Genomic DNA, 13,410 nt, shown 5'->3' on the forward strand with positions numbered 1-13,410 from the left:
TGTGTATTTCTCATATTTTGTTACACCGTTTTTTTCGTGTGACGGCTACACTGGCGCCATGTTGTTAAGTTCTTACTACAGGAGACCCACCGATGAACCGTACGCTGAAACACGCCCTGGTCTGTGCCGCCATCCTGCTATCCCACGCCGCCGCGCAGGCAGGTGAAATCAGCCTGTATACCGATGTCAATTTCCGTGGCCGCGTGGTGGTGCTGCGCGACGCCAGCGATGATCTGTCGCGTATCAATTTCAACGACACCGCCTCCAGCATCCGGGTCGGTTCCGGCAGCTGGGAAGTGTGCACGGATTCCGAGTTCCGTGGCCAGTGCCGCACCCTGGGACCGGGCGACTACAGCTCGCTGGATGGCATGAACGACAAGATTTCATCGGTACGCGAAGCGGGACGCGACGGCGGCGGTAGCGGCCCGCGCCCGGCGCTGGAGCTGTTTTCTGACCGTAACCAGCGCGGCGCGTCGGCGCCCGTGAATGCAGACCGCGACGATTTTATGGCCATCAGTTTCAACGACCGCGCCAACAGCATCCGCGTCGAGCGCGGCTACTGGCAGTTGTGCAGCGATTCCAATTACAGAGGCAGTTGCCAGGTCTTCGGGCCTGGCAGCTACGATGACCTGGGCCGCGACCTGAATGGCCGCGTGTCGTCGGCGCGCCTGGTCGATCCGCGCGAGGCCAACCGGCCGCGCGGCGGCGATAACCTGGTGGTGTTGTATGCGCGCAGCGACATGCGGGGGCCAGGCCTGTCCGTCAACCGCGACGTCCGTGATTTGGTGAGCATGAATTACAATGACCAGGCCAGCTCCATCGTGGTCCATGAGGGCACCTGGGAGATGTGCGAGGATTCCCAGTACAACGGCAAGTGCGAGGTGATGGGGCCGGGGAATTACCCCGACCTGAAGGGACTCGACAAGAGTATCTCTTCGCTGCGCCGCCTTGATTGACGCAGTAGCCGGCAACCTTGAAGAATGCAAGCGCATGCGGGCGGCCGCCATGCATGCGCGACGAATATTAAATGGAGTGAACTATGTTGTACCGTTTGAAACGCAGCCTGCTGTGCGCAGCTGCCTTGCTGATCCACCTGGGCGCCAGCGCCGGCGAAATCACCTTATTTGAAGACTCGAATTTCCGTGGCCGCGCAGTGACCCTGCGTGAAACCACGGACGATTTGTCGCGCTATGACTTCAATGACAAGGCGTCGAGCATCGTCGTGCGTTCGGGTAGCTGGCAAGTGTGCACCGATGGCGGCTTTCGCGGCAACTGCAAGGTGATCGGGCCGGGCGAATACCCTTCGCTGCCGGGCATGAACGACGCCCTCTCCTCAGTACGCGAAATGGGCTACAACACCGGCCGTCCGGGCCGCGATCCTGACCGTGGCAATGGTGGTGGTTATGGCGGCGGCTATGGCCGTGGCTCGGTGCTGGAAGTGTATTCGGGCGCGGGGCAAAATGGCGGCTCGGCGCGGCTGAACCGCGACACCGACGACTTCGTCAATATCGGCTTCAATGACCGCACCACCAGCATCATCATCTACAACGGCTACTGGCAGTTGTGCAGTGATTCGAATTACGGCGGCGTGTGCCGCATCTTCGGACCTGGCCGCTACGATGACCTGGGGCGCGGCTTGTCCGGCAGGGTATCGTCGGCGCGCATGGTGGATGAACGCGAAGCGCGCCGCCAGCAGCAGTATGATCAGCCACAGTATCCGCAGCAGCCGCAGTATCAGCAGCGCGGCGCCATCCTGCTGTTCCCGGACAGCGACATGCGCGGCGAACCGCTGGCGCTGGACCGCAATGCCGATGACCTGGTGCCATATGGTTTCAATGACCGCGCCTCGTCCATCGTCGTCAATGACGGCCAGTGGCAAGTCTGCAGCGACTCGTATTACCGCGGCCGCTGCGAAATCATCGGGCCGGGACAATATGGCCGCCTGAATGGCCTGGAAAACCAGATTTCCTCCCTGCGCAGGGTGCGCTGAGATGCGGGCTGCTTTCCGTCCGGCGCTGCTGTGCGCCGCCACCCTGCTGGCCCCTTTGGTTCCGTTGGCCGCCGAGGCGGGCGAGCTGACCTTGTTCCAGGATAGCGATTTCCGGGGCCGCGCCGTCACCGTGCGCTCCGACGTGGGCGACCTGTCGCGCATGAGCTTTAATGACAAGGCGTCGAGCATCATCGTGCGTTCGGGCTCCTGGGAAGTGTGCAGGGACGCCAATTACCGGGGCAGCTGCCGCGTACTGCGCCAGGGCTATTACAGCAGCCTGCCCGGCATGAATGACGCCATTTCCTCGGTCCGTGAAGTGAACAAGCCTGGCCACGGCGGCCATCGGCCACCGCCACCCCCCAGGCCGCAGCCGCCGGACGACATGCGCGGCGCCGTGCTGCTGTTTCCCGATGTGGGCATGCGCGGCCGGCCCGTGCGCCTGGAGCGCGAAGCGCGCGACTTGAGCCGCTACGGCTTCAATGACCGCACCGTTTCCGTCGTCGTCAACTACGGCCGCTGGGAATTCTGCGCCGACGCCAATTACCGTGGCCGCTGCATGATCATGGGGCCGGGCAGCTACGGCCGCCTGCACGGCATGGAGCGCCGCATTTCCTCGGTGCGCAGGGTACGCTAGGTAGATACTGCCGTATCGTTTAACAGCTCAGCCATCCACTCTGTAAAAGCTCGCACCGTCGACGACAGGTGCCGGCTCTGCGGGTAAATCACCGAGAGCGGGACGGCGGGGCCAGGATACTGTTCCAGCACCTGCACCAGGCGGCCGCTGCGCAAGTGCGGCGCCGCCAGGTAATCGGCGATGCGTATCAGGCCCAGTCCCTCCAGCGCGCATGCCAGATAGGCGTCGGTATCGTTGACGGCCAGCTTGCCCCGCACGGCGATCGTGCGCTCTTGACCGTCGGCGATAAAGCGCCAGTCGATTGAACGGCCACTGCGTCCCGAGTGAAACTCGATCAGCTGGTGCTGCTGCAAGTCTTCCAGCGACCGGGGCTTGCCATGCTTCGCCAGATAGTCGGGCGAGGCGCACACCAGCCATACAAAACTGCCCACCTTGCGCGCCACCAGCAGCGCCGAGTTTTCCGGCACGCCGCTGCGCACCACACAGTCCACGCCTTCCTGTATCAGGTCGACCGGCCGGTCGCCGAGGGTCAGCACCAGATCGATCTCGGGATACCTGGCCTGGAATTGCGCGATCGCCGGCAACACGATCTGGCGCGCAAACGACGCCGTCATGTCGATGCGCAGCTTGCCGCGGGCCTGGCTCGCATTCGTGGCAAGCCGGGTTTCCACCGCCTCCACCTCGCTCAGCACACGCAGGCAGTGGTCGTAGTACAGGCTGCCGGCGGCCGTCAGGCTGAGCGTGCGCGTGGTCCGCTGCAGCAGGCTGGCGCCGAGAAACGCCTCCAGGTCTTGAATGGTCCTGCTGACGGTGGAGCGGGGAATCGACAGGCTCTTCGCGGCCCCGGCGAAGCTGTGCGATTCCACCACGCGGGCAAATATGTGCATGGCGCGGATTCTGTCCAAGGCGTTCTCCTGCTGGCTGATAAGTCGCTAGATTATCCCGTATTTTGCAATTCTGAAAGCAGCGTCTGGGGGCTTATGTAGGTGGTGCTTCAATTTTATACTCTGCAGATTGGATCAAAAAACAGACTAATCGCTGAAAAGGAAACGCAGATGAAGCACAACGTGGAAATGGAAAATACCCTGGTGCTGGGCGCCGGAGAACTGGGCATGGCGGTCTTGCGCAGCCTGGCGCCGCGCCTGCAACAGACGGGTACTGCGCTGTCCGTGCTGGTGACGCCGCAATCGCTGGTCTCGCCGACACCGATGCAGCTGCTGCGCCAGCGCGAGCTGGATGCGATGGGCGTGCAATTGCTGCCGTTCGACCTGGCCGGGCGCAGCAATGCCGATCTGATCGCCTTGCTGGGCCAATTCCATACGGTGATCAACTGCACGGGATTCGTGGCCGGCGCGGGTACGCAGATGCGGCTGACGGAAGCCGCGATTGCCGCCGGGGTGCGCCGCTATTTTCCATGGCAGTTCGGGGTGGACTATGACGTGATCGGCAAGGGCAGCGGCCAGCCCGTGTTCGATGAACAGTACGATGTGCGGGGCTTGCTGCGGTCGCAATCGGGGACCGAATGGGTGATCATTTCGACTGGCATGTTCACCAGTTTCCTGTTCGAGCCAGGCACGGGCCTGGTCGATTTCGAGGCCGGCATCGTGCGCGGATTGGGGACCTGGGAAACGCAAGTGACGGTGACCACGCCGGAAGACATCGGCCGTTTGACCACCGAAATCCTGCTGCAGCAGCCGCGCATCCGCAATCAGGTGGTCTTCGTTGCCAGCGACACGATTTCCTATGGCCAGCTGGCCGATATCGTCGGCGAGGTGACGGGGCGCGTGGTTAAACGCGAGCTGTTAAGCCGTGACATGCTAGCCGTGCAACTGCTGCAGCAGCCGGACGATGTCATGCTGCGTTACCGCGCCGCCTTCGCACTGGGTCACGGCATGTGGTGGGACAAGGCGGGTACCTACAACGCGCAAAAAGGCATCCCCACGACCGATGTCCGGGCGTGGCTGCTTGCGCGTCAGAAAGCCAGGCCTTAACTCTTCTGCTTGTATTGTGCGCAACCATAGTTCCGCTCAATTCGTGTACTCTTTCCACAGGCGGGTCAACCATGGGGAGCATGCACGGTGGATTACAAGGACTATTACAAGGAGCTTGGCGTCGAAAAGACGGCCAGCGAGGCCGATATCAAGAAAGCGTACCGCAAGCTGGTGCGCAAATACCATCCCGACGTCAGCAAGGAGCCCGATGCGGACAAGCGCACCAAGGAGCTGAACGAAGCCTATGGCGTGCTGGGCGACGCGGAAAAGCGTGCTGCCTACGATGAGCTGGGGCGCAGCGCCCAGGGGCAGCCCCAGGGCCAGCCTTTCCGGCCGCCGCCTAACTGGGGTTCGGGCTACGAATCGTCCAGCGCCGACGACAGCGATTTCTTTGCCGACCTGTTCGCCCACGTGGGTGGGCGGGGGCGCGCCAACAGCCAGTTCCAGATGCAGGGCGAAGACAGCCACGCCGCCATCGAGGTCAGCCTGCACGACAGCTACCACGGCGCCAGACGCACCATCGTCTTGCGCGTGCCGGAAGCCGATGGGCAGGGCCGCGTGGTGACGCGCGAGCGCACCCTGGAAGTGACGATACCGAAAGGCGTGACCGAAGGCCAGCAGCTGCGCATGAAAGGGCAGGGCCATCCGGGCAGTGGCGGCGCGCCAGCCGGCGACCTGTACCTGGAAATCCGCTTCCAGAGCGATGCGCGCTACAAGGTCGAAGGGCGCGATGTGTTTGAAACGGTGCCCGTCGCGCCGTGGGAGGCGGCGCTGGGCGGTTCCATCGACGTGCCCACGCCATCGGGCACGGTGTCCGTGACGGTGCCACCGAATTCGCAGACGGGGCGCAAGCTGCGCCTGAAGGGGCGCGGCATACCTTCGGCCCAGCCCGGCGATTTATATCTGCTGCTGGAAGTGGTGCTGCCGCCTGCCAACGATGCGAAGGCACGCGAACTGTATGAAACCATGGCGCGCGAGATGGCTTTCAATCCGCGCCAGAAGCTGGGAGCATGATCATGACGAGCAATCTCATCGGCGTACTGCTGGAAGACTCGGCCTTGAGCCTGGAAGAACTGGCGCGCGCCTGCGCCGTGGAGCCTGACTGGGTGGTGCAAAGGGTGCAGACGGGCGTGCTGCTGCATGGCGGGCCGCCGCCAGGACAGCTCACGGCCTGGCGTTTTACCAGCCTGGACCTGGTGCGCGCGCGCCGCCTGCGCGAAATCGAATCGGTGTTCGATGCGAATGCCGACCTGGCGGCGCTGGTGGTCGACCTGTCCGAAGAAGTGGCGCGCCTGAAGCGGCGCCTGCATGTGCTGGGTGTCGACTAAACAAAAGTCTCAGGCGGGTTCGCCGTGCCGCTGCACGGTGATCCGGCTGATATAAAACTGCCCGTCGACCACCACCCGGTGCGGAATGCCGGCCACGTCGAAGCCGGGGCCGCCGTCTTCCATCCATTCCTGCGCCACGCTGTCGAATTGCTGCGGCGTCATGCGCAGCATTTGCGCCGTGATGACGAAACGCGCGCCAGGTTTTTGTTTGTTGACGAAGTCGTCGATGCCTGCCATGTGATTCTCTTTGCTATTGTGTCTTGCTAAATAAACCCCGCAAGTACCGGGGTCGGACCCTGAGGGGCCGATCCCAGGGTTTGCGTTTGGGTTGGGATGGGTATCATACCTCTACCAGTATTCTTCTAATACCCCTGCTCCAGCAGCAGCGGCAACTGCTCCGCAAACCGCTCCGTCAGCCACTTGCCGGCCTGGCCCGGCGGCGTGCCGGTGCGCTGGATCAGGTAGATCGGGTAGTTGGCGGTCTTGTCGACGATCAGCGGCAAGTGCACCAGCCGGCCCGAGGCCAGGTCTTCGCGCACCATCGCTTCGGGCATATTGCCCCAGCCCAGGCCCGCGCGCAGCAGGGCGTGCTTGGAACCGAGGTCGCCCAGGCGCCAGTTGCGCAGCCCCAGCACGCCAAAGTCTTGGCCTTCCGTCAGCGAACTGCGGTCGCTGAGCACCAGTTGCACATGTTCGCGCGCCAGGCCGATGGGGATCGGCCCTGCCAGCTGCGCCAGCGCATGGCCGGGAGCGGCCACCGGCATCAGCCGCACATGGCCGATGGCCAGGCGTTCGAGGGCGTCCGAATTGGCTGACATCCAGCCGCCCACGCCAAGATGGCAATGGCCGTCGAGTACCTGTTGCGAGACGGCGCCCATGGCTTCGATGCGCAGGCGCAGCGCGACGGTGGGAAACTGCACCTGGAAGGTTTCCAGGATGCGCACCAGCACGCAGGTGGGAAACATCACGTCCACCACCACCGACACTTCCGCTTCCAGTCCGCCAGCCAGCGCCTTGGCCCGCGCGCGCATGGCGTCGATTTTCAGCGCCACGGCGCGCGCATCGGCCAGCAGCGCCTGGCCGGCATCGGTCAGGGTGGGCTTGCGCTTGCTCCGGTCGAGCAGCACCACGTTCAGCTGTTCTTCCAGGTTGGCGATGGTGTAGCTGATTACCGATTGCGTGCGGTGCAGCTGGCGCGCCGCATGGGCGAAGCCGCCCGCATCGATGACGGCGACAAACACGCGCAACTGGTCCAGCGAAGGTTGTCCTGGTTCTCTCATGGCCACTCCATTTCCATCTGATATCTACAAAATCGATGCTAAGCATTTAAATTTAACTGGTTTCGTCGATAGTAGACCCGAACTATGATATGTGCAAGTGCAGCAATTGCGGCATTCCACATCCACTTTCTCTGAAGGAGCGATTCATGTCCAAGGTTCTCTACATCAATAGCAGCGCACGCAATAACAGTTCCCTGTCGCGTCAATTGTCAGGCGAATTCGTCGCCAAGCTGGCGGCACAGGGCAATACCGTCGTCGAGCGCGACCTGGCTACCCAGCAAGTGCCGCATCTGACGGAAGACGTGATCGGCGCCTTCTTTACGCCACCCGAGCAACGCGGCGCAGAAGCGGCATTCGCCGTGAAATTGTCCGATACCCTGGTCGATGAGCTGCTGGCCGCCGACGTGCTGGTCCTGGCTGCACCGATGTACAACTTTTCCGTGCCATCGACCCTGAAAGCATGGATCGACCATGTGGCGCGCGTGGGCCGCACCTTCCAATACACGGCAACCGGCCCGGTCGGCCTGGCAACGGGCAAGAAAGCCTACATCTTTACCTCCAGCGGCGGCATCTACAGCGAAGGTCCGGCCGCTGCCTACGACCACCTGAGCACCTATCTGCGCGCGGCGCTGGGCTTCCTCGGCATCACCGACGTCAGCTTCATCCAGACTGAAGGCGTGGCGCGCGGCGACGAAGCGCTGGCCAATGCGCTGGCCAAGACCCGTGCTTCGATCGCTGCACTGGCAGCCTAAGAACACCTAACAAAACCTGCTGCGCGTCGGTATAGGTAGCCTGCGATGCTCACCAGCTCGGCGCCCCCGTACTTCGTACGGCTGCGCTTCTTAGCCACCTCTCCCTTCCGCTCGCTACGGTTTTGTTAGGCGTTGCAAATCGGAAAACTAGTTCTTTAGGAGGATTGCCAGTCTTGTATGGTTGACATAAGCTTGCCGGCGATGCGCTCCGCATCAGCCCGGCGAGCGGTTCGCCATGAAAGATCCTCATGTTCAAGCTGGCAAGGGCAGTATTGCCCGGAATTTCCCCGCTGGCGCGCTCCGCGCCACCGCTCCCCATCAGCAGCACGCTGCCGTCATCGCCGACGCGGCACGCACATCGTCTGGCCGATAACGGCCATATCCACATCATCTGCAATGACGCGCACGGACACGGCGCGTGGTCCCGTTGCGGCGCGCAGTCATTGCACGCGTCCTCGATTCAATAGCTAGTCGCGTTGCAATATTTTTTTTGCATCGTTTATACTTTCTATAGATGCGCTAAAGCAACACCTTGCCGCCATCTTGTAGCAAGATGAACTGATCGTTCATCATTTTAAGTTGTGCCGCGTCATAAAAATAAATAGCTGAGCCAAGTATCCTGAGCAAGCGCGATCGCATGGTTTCCAACCCACCACCGGGCCAGTTTTTAGAGACGAACTAGCCGGTCATTTTTTGGAGCAAACATCGTGCCAATAAAGCATGTTGATTTTTATGAAGTGGATTACATGGCCGAGCCCTTGCGCGGCTGCAAGTTATGGGGCGCTTATGTCGCCGTCTACGCCCCTTCGGTCAATCCCATGCACAGGACCAATATCCTGAAAAAACGCAGGGTCTCGGCCGACCATCAATTCACCACGGAAGCCGACGCCATCGCCGTCGCGGGCGAGGCCGCCGTCAAGCTGGTCGAGCGCCGCCGGCGCCGCTACTATCTGCATCCTTGATGGCTTAAGCGATCGTTTCCGGGGCTAGTTGCTTAGCCTGCAGTTCGCGAAAGACGGCGCCCGGAGCATCGAGTTCGCGCTGCGCCCATGCGCGCAATGCGGGCGAGTCCAGGCCTGCCAGCGCCGCCTGGCGCAAGCTGGCGGCCTCGTCCGCGCGTCCCAGTCCCGTCAGCGTCGCTACGCACAAGCTCACGTCCCGGGTAAAACCATTCAATTCCGCCATGACCCTCGGTGCTTCGTTTTGCGGCGGGAACAGGGGCAGCTCATCTGCCACCCGGTTCAAGGCTTCCAGCTGGCCCAGCGGGTCAGGCAGGTAAGCTTCAGCGAGCGCAAAATCGCCCGCCGCCACGATCGCAGGCAATGCCAGCAAGGCGACGCGCTGCGCCAGCTCCGGCAATCCCGATAGCAGCTGGATAAACAAGTCATGACTGGCCCGCTCCTCCCCGAGTGTTGCATTCATGTCGAGTATCAGCTGGAAGCGCGGGCGCGGCCACGCTTCGCCAGGCAGACCGAAGAATTCATCACCGGCCAGCAGGCGCGCAGCTTGCCCGTCACGCGCGCTGGCCAGCGCCGCATGGGCGGCAGGATAAACCTCGGCCAGCTGGCCCCACTCGAACACCGTGATAAACAGGCGACTCTTGAGATGTCCGGCACTATTGCTGAGGTGATCAAACTGCTGCTGCAGCAAATGCAGTGCTGCATCGTGACGGCCGGCATGGCGGGCGGCGATGGCTTGCTTGACGTAGTGATCCATGGGTTCTTGTTTTGTTTTTTATCAAAGAATAAAGTGTACACCGCGCTCGCCCGTCCATGTCAGCCGCGCTGAAACTGTTTCACAGACGTGGTAGTCTGCAGTGGAAGGCGGCTGGGAGGCGTGCTGTGCCAATAGCGTTTGTCGATCACTATGAAGTCGATTACACGGCGGAACCCTTGCGGGGTACCCGCCAGTGGGGCGCTTACGTCGCCATCTTTACGCCCTCAGGCAGTCCCATGCATCGCGACAATGTGTTTCCCAAGCACCGGGTGCTGGCCGATCATGTTTTCATGACGGAAGCGGAGGCGGAACAGGCCGCGCAGGCCGAAGGTCTGGCAGTACTGGAACGGTTGCGCCAGCCGCCATCGTATTGAGATGGAGCTTTGCGCGGTTGCAAGCTTGCCCGTATCATCTCCTTTCCACCACGCCCGAGGATCACCATGCAACGCTCGCTGCACCTGCTCGTCATCGACCCGCAAAACGATTTTTGCGACCTGCCTGCCGACTGGCTGCCGCAAGGCGCCGCGCCAGCGCTGCCCGTGCCGGGCGCGCATGCCGACATGCTGCGCGTGGCGCGCCTGATCGAGCAGGGCGGCGCAGGCTTGACGCAGATCAGCGTGACCCTCGACGCCCACCACCGCTACGATATCGCCCACCCCACCTTCTGGCGCGCGGCAGATGGCGCTGCGGTGGCGCCGTTCACGCAAATCGTCGCCGCCGATGTGCGCGCTGGCCGCTACCTGCCACGCCGGCCGGAAGCCTTGCCGCGCGCCCTCGCTTATCTCGATGCGTTGGAACAAGCCGGGCGCTACCAGTTGATGGTGTGGCCCGTGCATTGCGAAATCGGTTCCTGGGGCCAGAGTATCCACGCGGCCGTGCGCGCCGCCTATAACGGTTGGGAAGTGGACCAGCTGCAAGTGGTTGCCAAGCTCAGCAAGGGATCGAATCCGTGGACCGAGCATTACTCGGCCGTCATGGCGGAAGTGCCGGACAGCGAAGATCCGGCCACGCAGTTGAATCTGGCCTTCCTCGATACCCTGATTCCGGCCGAGCGCATTTATGTCTGCGGCGAGGCGGCCAGCCATTGCGTCAAGGCCAGCACCGAACATATCGCCGACTACCTGGAACAGCAGCAGGGCAAACAGGCGCTGTCGCGTCTGGTGCTGCTGACCGATTGCATGAGTCCGGTGACGGGTTTCGAAGTCCAGCAGCGCGATTTCCTGGCCGCCATGCAGGCGCGCGGGGCGCAGCTGGCGACGGCAGCGGAGGTCTTGCCTGAGCTGCAGCAAAATGCCGCCGGGTGACACATTTATAAGCCGCTCTCTGCTGAAATGCTTGCAGTGGCGTACTATCTTGGCTTGAGGAAGTTGGAGAAAATTACACATGACCCCGATAGTGCGCAGTTTGCTGGAAACCGATCTGTATAAATTTACAATGTGGCAAGCTTTGCTGCACGGTCATCCGAATACCCATACCGAATACGAATTTGTCTGCCGCAATACACCCGTGTTCCCGCTGGCCGAATTGAAGCATGAGCTGGAAGAGCAGCTCGACCACCTGTGCTCCATGTCGTTTGCCGAGGACGAGCTGGCCTATCTGCGCACCCTGCGCTTCATGAAGAGCGATTTCGTCGATTTTCTGACGGTGTTCCGCTTCCAGCGCAAATTCATCGACGTCAGCACCGATGGCGACGACCTGGTCGTGCATGCGGCCGGCCCGCAAGTGCATGTGATGGGCTTCGAGATTTTCGTGCTGTACATCATCAACGAACTGTATTTCCGCCGCTTCGACCTCGATGCGGCCCTGCGCGAAGGGCGCCAGCGCCTGGCAAGCAAGGTGGCGGCCGTCAAGGAATTCGGCAAGCTGCCGCGCCGCAAGCATCCGTTTGAATTTTCCGATTTCGGCGTGCGCCGCCGTTTTTCAGGCGCCTGGCACGATGAGGTGGTGTCGACCCTGGCGCGCGCCGTGCCCGAGTATTTCAAGGGCACCTCGAATGTCTACCTGGCGAAAAAGCTGGGCATCGTGCCGATCGGCACCATGGCGCATGAATACATGCAATCGTTCCAGTCCTTTGGCGTGCGTTTGCGCGATTTCCAGAAAGCCGCGCTGGAAGACTGGGTGCAGGAATACCGGGGCGACCTTGGCATCGCGCTGACGGACGTGGTGGGCATGGATGCTTTCCTGGCCGATTTCGACCTGTACTTCGCCAAGCTGTTCGACGGTTTGCGCCACGATTCGGGCGACCCGGTCGAGTGGGGTGAAAAGGCGCTGGCCCATTACGCGGCCTTGCGCATCGACGCCAATACCAAGCGCCTGGTGTTTTCCGATGGCCTGGACCTGGACAAGGCGTTTGCCCTGTACCAGCATTTTGCCGACCGCATCATGACGGGTTTCGGCATCGGCACCAACCTCACGAACGACGTCGGCTTGACGCCGCTCAACATCGTCATGAAGCTGGTGCGCTGCAACGGCCAGTCGGTGGCGAAACTGTCCGATTCGCCGGGCAAGACCTTGTGCAAGGATGAAACCTTCCTTGCCTACCTACGACAGGTATTCCATCACCCCGCCGCGTGAGTACACCTGTTTTCTTTTTTAAAACCCCGTCAGCACGGTCTGCATGTGTTCTACCTGCGGCGGGGCGGCGAAGAATTCGCTGACCAGGGCGCGCCAGGCGGGGAAGGCGTCGCTGCCACGGAAGTGCACGGTATGGTCTTCCAGCGTAGCCCAGCGCACCACCAGGCGGTAGCCTTCGCTGTTTTCGATCGAGCGTTCCAGGTGCACGGCCTGGCAGCCGCGCGCGTTCTTGAACAGCGGCACGGCCTTGGCGACAGCCGCTTCGAAGGCGGCGTGGGTCTCGGGTTTGATCTGGATATGGGCAATTTCAAAAATCATGGATAGTTCCGGTGTGAAGGGGAAGAACGCTTATCTTGCCATGGTTTGCGCTTGCGTGTGAGAGTTGCTTTTGAACTTATCGCGCGGGAATTGTGAGATAAATATCTTGATATTCTCGTAACTGGCGTGCAAGTGGCGGTAAGATACGTCTTGTGCAGTATCTTGCAAACGGGAATGTTGGGATGATCTTTCATAGGAGAACCAAATGGCAGCGAAGAAAATTCTGTTTTTGACGGGCGATTTTGCAGAGGATTATGAAACGATGGTGCCGTTCCAGGCACTGCTGATGCTGGGCCATACCGTGCATGCCGTCTGCCCTGGCAAGAAGAGCGGCGACACCATCAGGACCGCCATCCATGATTTCGAAGGCGACCAGACCTACACGGAAAAGCCGGGCCATTTGTTCACGCTCAACGCGGCGTTTGATGAAATCGATCCAGCCCGCTACGACGCGCTGATGATTGCCGGCGGCCGCGCGCCCGAATACCTGCGCCTGAACGACCGGGTGATCGCCGCCGTGCGCCATTTCGCCGAAGCGGGCAAGCCGGTCGCCGCCGTCTGCCATGGCGCGCAATTGCTGGCCGCCGCCGATGTGATACGCGGCAAGCGCATTTCCGCCTACCCGGCTTGCGCGCCGGAAGTCAAACTGGCTGGCGGCGAGTATGCCGATATCGCCGTCACGGAAGCGGTGACGGATGGCCAGTTCGTGACGGCGCCCGCCTGGCCCGCGCATCCGGCGTGGCTGGCGCAGTTCGTCAAATTGCTGGGCACGGAAATCCGTTTGTAATTGTTCATGATTATTTTCTGGCCCGCCACGCCGTGACCGG

General features: G+C 61.7%; 17 protein-coding genes. 12 read left to right on the plus strand and 5 right to left on the minus strand.

The window, feature by feature from the left end; all coding sequences use genetic code 11:
* Positions 1–92: 92 nt before the first annotated feature.
* From ACL9RI_RS15985 to ACL9RI_RS15995, 3 genes are all read left to right on the plus strand, one after another.
* On the plus strand, positions 93–956 hold the full coding sequence (locus tag ACL9RI_RS15985; RefSeq protein ID WP_422727501.1) for a beta/gamma crystallin-related protein: 864 nt from the start codon (positions 93–95) through the stop codon (positions 954–956).
* A gap of 83 nt (positions 957–1,039) precedes the next feature.
* A complete protein-coding gene (locus ACL9RI_RS15990; RefSeq protein ID WP_422727502.1) occupies positions 1,040–1,990 on the plus strand; it encodes a beta/gamma crystallin-related protein in 951 nt (316 codons plus the stop codon).
* A 1-nt stretch (position 1,991) separates the two neighbouring features.
* Complete coding sequence (locus ACL9RI_RS15995; RefSeq protein WP_422727503.1) at positions 1,992–2,624, plus strand: beta/gamma crystallin-related protein; 633 nt, start codon at positions 1,992–1,994, stop codon at positions 2,622–2,624.
* On the opposite strand, the gene ACL9RI_RS16000 is transcribed toward ACL9RI_RS15995, so the two are convergent.
* Positions 2,621–3,529 (minus strand): LysR substrate-binding domain-containing protein, encoded by a 909-nt coding sequence (locus ACL9RI_RS16000; RefSeq protein ID WP_422727504.1) that lies wholly within the window; start codon positions 3,527–3,529, stop codon positions 2,621–2,623. The genes ACL9RI_RS15995 and ACL9RI_RS16000 overlap by 4 nt on opposite strands.
* 150 nt (positions 3,530–3,679) lie before the next feature.
* Between ACL9RI_RS16000 and ACL9RI_RS16005 the strand changes: the two genes are divergently transcribed.
* The 3 genes from ACL9RI_RS16005 to ACL9RI_RS16015 all read left to right on the plus strand — a co-directional run bounded on the left by ACL9RI_RS16005 (position 3,680) and on the right by ACL9RI_RS16015 (position 5,943).
* Positions 3,680–4,615, plus strand: a complete 936-nt coding sequence (locus ACL9RI_RS16005; RefSeq protein WP_422727505.1) for an aromatic alcohol reductase — start codon at positions 3,680–3,682, stop codon at positions 4,613–4,615.
* Between the two features lie 87 nt (positions 4,616–4,702).
* Positions 4,703–5,629 (plus strand): DnaJ C-terminal domain-containing protein, encoded by a 927-nt coding sequence (locus ACL9RI_RS16010; RefSeq protein WP_422727506.1) that lies wholly within the window; start codon positions 4,703–4,705, stop codon positions 5,627–5,629.
* A 2-nt stretch (positions 5,630–5,631) separates the two neighbouring features.
* Complete coding sequence (locus ACL9RI_RS16015; protein ID WP_422727507.1) at positions 5,632–5,943, plus strand: MerR family transcriptional regulator; 312 nt, start codon at positions 5,632–5,634, stop codon at positions 5,941–5,943.
* A 9-nt stretch (positions 5,944–5,952) separates the two neighbouring features.
* Here ACL9RI_RS16015 and ACL9RI_RS16020 read toward each other — a convergent pair whose 3' ends face one another.
* A complete protein-coding gene (locus ACL9RI_RS16020; RefSeq protein WP_422727508.1) occupies positions 5,953–6,180 on the minus strand; it encodes a hypothetical protein in 228 nt (75 codons plus the stop codon).
* A 125-nt stretch (positions 6,181–6,305) separates the two neighbouring features.
* The gene (locus tag ACL9RI_RS16025; RefSeq protein ID WP_422727509.1) at positions 6,306–7,223 is read right to left on the minus strand and encodes a LysR family transcriptional regulator; all 918 of its coding nucleotides are present in this window, start codon (positions 7,221–7,223) and stop codon (positions 6,306–6,308) included.
* A gap of 146 nt (positions 7,224–7,369) precedes the next feature.
* Between ACL9RI_RS16025 and ACL9RI_RS16030 the strand changes: the two genes are divergently transcribed.
* Together ACL9RI_RS16030 and ACL9RI_RS16035 are read left to right on the plus strand one after the other, a co-directional pair.
* Positions 7,370–7,975, plus strand: coding sequence for an FMN-dependent NADH-azoreductase (locus tag ACL9RI_RS16030; protein WP_422727510.1), 606 nt, complete (start codon positions 7,370–7,372; stop codon positions 7,973–7,975).
* 707 nt (positions 7,976–8,682) lie between these two features.
* Positions 8,683–8,937 carry a hypothetical protein gene (locus ACL9RI_RS16035; protein WP_422727511.1) on the plus strand — a complete coding sequence of 85 codons (255 nt, stop codon included), beginning with the start codon at positions 8,683–8,685 and terminating at the stop codon, positions 8,935–8,937.
* Positions 8,938–8,941: 4 nt separating this feature from the next.
* Here ACL9RI_RS16035 and ACL9RI_RS16040 read toward each other — a convergent pair whose 3' ends face one another.
* Positions 8,942–9,691 carry a hypothetical protein gene (locus tag ACL9RI_RS16040; protein WP_422727512.1) on the minus strand — a complete coding sequence of 250 codons (750 nt, stop codon included), beginning with the start codon at positions 9,689–9,691 and terminating at the stop codon, positions 8,942–8,944.
* 125 nt (positions 9,692–9,816) lie between these two features.
* Between ACL9RI_RS16040 and ACL9RI_RS16045 the strand changes: the two genes are divergently transcribed.
* The 3 genes from ACL9RI_RS16045 to pncB all read left to right on the plus strand — a co-directional run bounded on the left by ACL9RI_RS16045 (position 9,817) and on the right by pncB (position 12,265).
* Positions 9,817–10,065: a hypothetical protein gene (locus tag ACL9RI_RS16045; RefSeq protein ID WP_422727513.1), complete on the plus strand. Its 249-nt coding sequence runs from the start codon at positions 9,817–9,819 to the stop codon at positions 10,063–10,065.
* Between the two features lie 66 nt (positions 10,066–10,131).
* Positions 10,132–10,995: a cysteine hydrolase gene (locus tag ACL9RI_RS16050; protein ID WP_422727514.1), complete on the plus strand. Its 864-nt coding sequence runs from the start codon at positions 10,132–10,134 to the stop codon at positions 10,993–10,995.
* A 79-nt stretch (positions 10,996–11,074) separates the two neighbouring features.
* A complete protein-coding gene (gene pncB, locus ACL9RI_RS16055) occupies positions 11,075–12,265 on the plus strand; it encodes a nicotinate phosphoribosyltransferase (RefSeq protein ID WP_422727515.1) in 1,191 nt (396 codons plus the stop codon).
* Positions 12,266–12,283: 18 nt separating this feature from the next.
* Here the strand turns inward: pncB and ACL9RI_RS16060 are convergent, their stop codons facing one another.
* The gene (locus tag ACL9RI_RS16060; RefSeq protein WP_422727516.1) at positions 12,284–12,583 is read right to left on the minus strand and encodes an antibiotic biosynthesis monooxygenase family protein; all 300 of its coding nucleotides are present in this window, start codon (positions 12,581–12,583) and stop codon (positions 12,284–12,286) included.
* A 205-nt stretch (positions 12,584–12,788) separates the two neighbouring features.
* On the opposite strand from ACL9RI_RS16060, the gene ACL9RI_RS16065 reads away from it, so the two are divergent.
* Entirely contained in the window at positions 12,789–13,370 is a 582-nt protein-coding gene (locus tag ACL9RI_RS16065) for a DJ-1/PfpI family protein (RefSeq protein ID WP_422727517.1), read from the plus strand.
* Positions 13,371–13,410 lie beyond the last annotated feature (40 nt).

It is taken from the genome of Janthinobacterium sp. Mn2066 (genome assembly GCF_049319705.1).
In the GTDB taxonomy this organism is placed as follows: Bacteria; Pseudomonadota; Gammaproteobacteria; order Burkholderiales; family Burkholderiaceae_D; genus Janthinobacterium.

Coding starts and splice junctions, on each gene's coding strand:
- ACL9RI_RS15985 (WP_422727501.1), top strand. CDS start 93: ATGAACCGTACGCTGAAACACGCCCTGGTCTGTGCCGCCATCCTGCTA.
- ACL9RI_RS15990 (WP_422727502.1), top strand. CDS start 1,040: ATGTTGTACCGTTTGAAACGCAGCCTGCTGTGCGCAGCTGCCTTGCTG.
- ACL9RI_RS15995 (WP_422727503.1), top strand. CDS start 1,992: ATGCGGGCTGCTTTCCGTCCGGCGCTGCTGTGCGCCGCCACCCTGCTG.
- ACL9RI_RS16005 (WP_422727505.1), top strand. CDS start 3,680: ATGAAGCACAACGTGGAAATGGAAAATACCCTGGTGCTGGGCGCCGGA.
- ACL9RI_RS16015 (WP_422727507.1), top strand. CDS start 5,632: ATGACGAGCAATCTCATCGGCGTACTGCTGGAAGACTCGGCCTTGAGC.
- ACL9RI_RS16020 (WP_422727508.1), bottom strand. CDS start 6,180: ATGGCAGGCATCGACGACTTCGTCAACAAACAAAAACCTGGCGCGCGT.
- ACL9RI_RS16025 (WP_422727509.1), bottom strand. CDS start 7,223: ATGAGAGAACCAGGACAACCTTCGCTGGACCAGTTGCGCGTGTTTGTC.
- ACL9RI_RS16030 (WP_422727510.1), top strand. CDS start 7,370: ATGTCCAAGGTTCTCTACATCAATAGCAGCGCACGCAATAACAGTTCC.
- ACL9RI_RS16040 (WP_422727512.1), bottom strand. CDS start 9,691: ATGGATCACTACGTCAAGCAAGCCATCGCCGCCCGCCATGCCGGCCGT.
- ACL9RI_RS16050 (WP_422727514.1), top strand. CDS start 10,132: ATGCAACGCTCGCTGCACCTGCTCGTCATCGACCCGCAAAACGATTTT.
- pncB (WP_422727515.1), top strand. CDS start 11,075: ATGACCCCGATAGTGCGCAGTTTGCTGGAAACCGATCTGTATAAATTT.
- ACL9RI_RS16060 (WP_422727516.1), bottom strand. CDS start 12,583: ATGATTTTTGAAATTGCCCATATCCAGATCAAACCCGAGACCCACGCC.
- ACL9RI_RS16065 (WP_422727517.1), top strand. CDS start 12,789: ATGGCAGCGAAGAAAATTCTGTTTTTGACGGGCGATTTTGCAGAGGAT.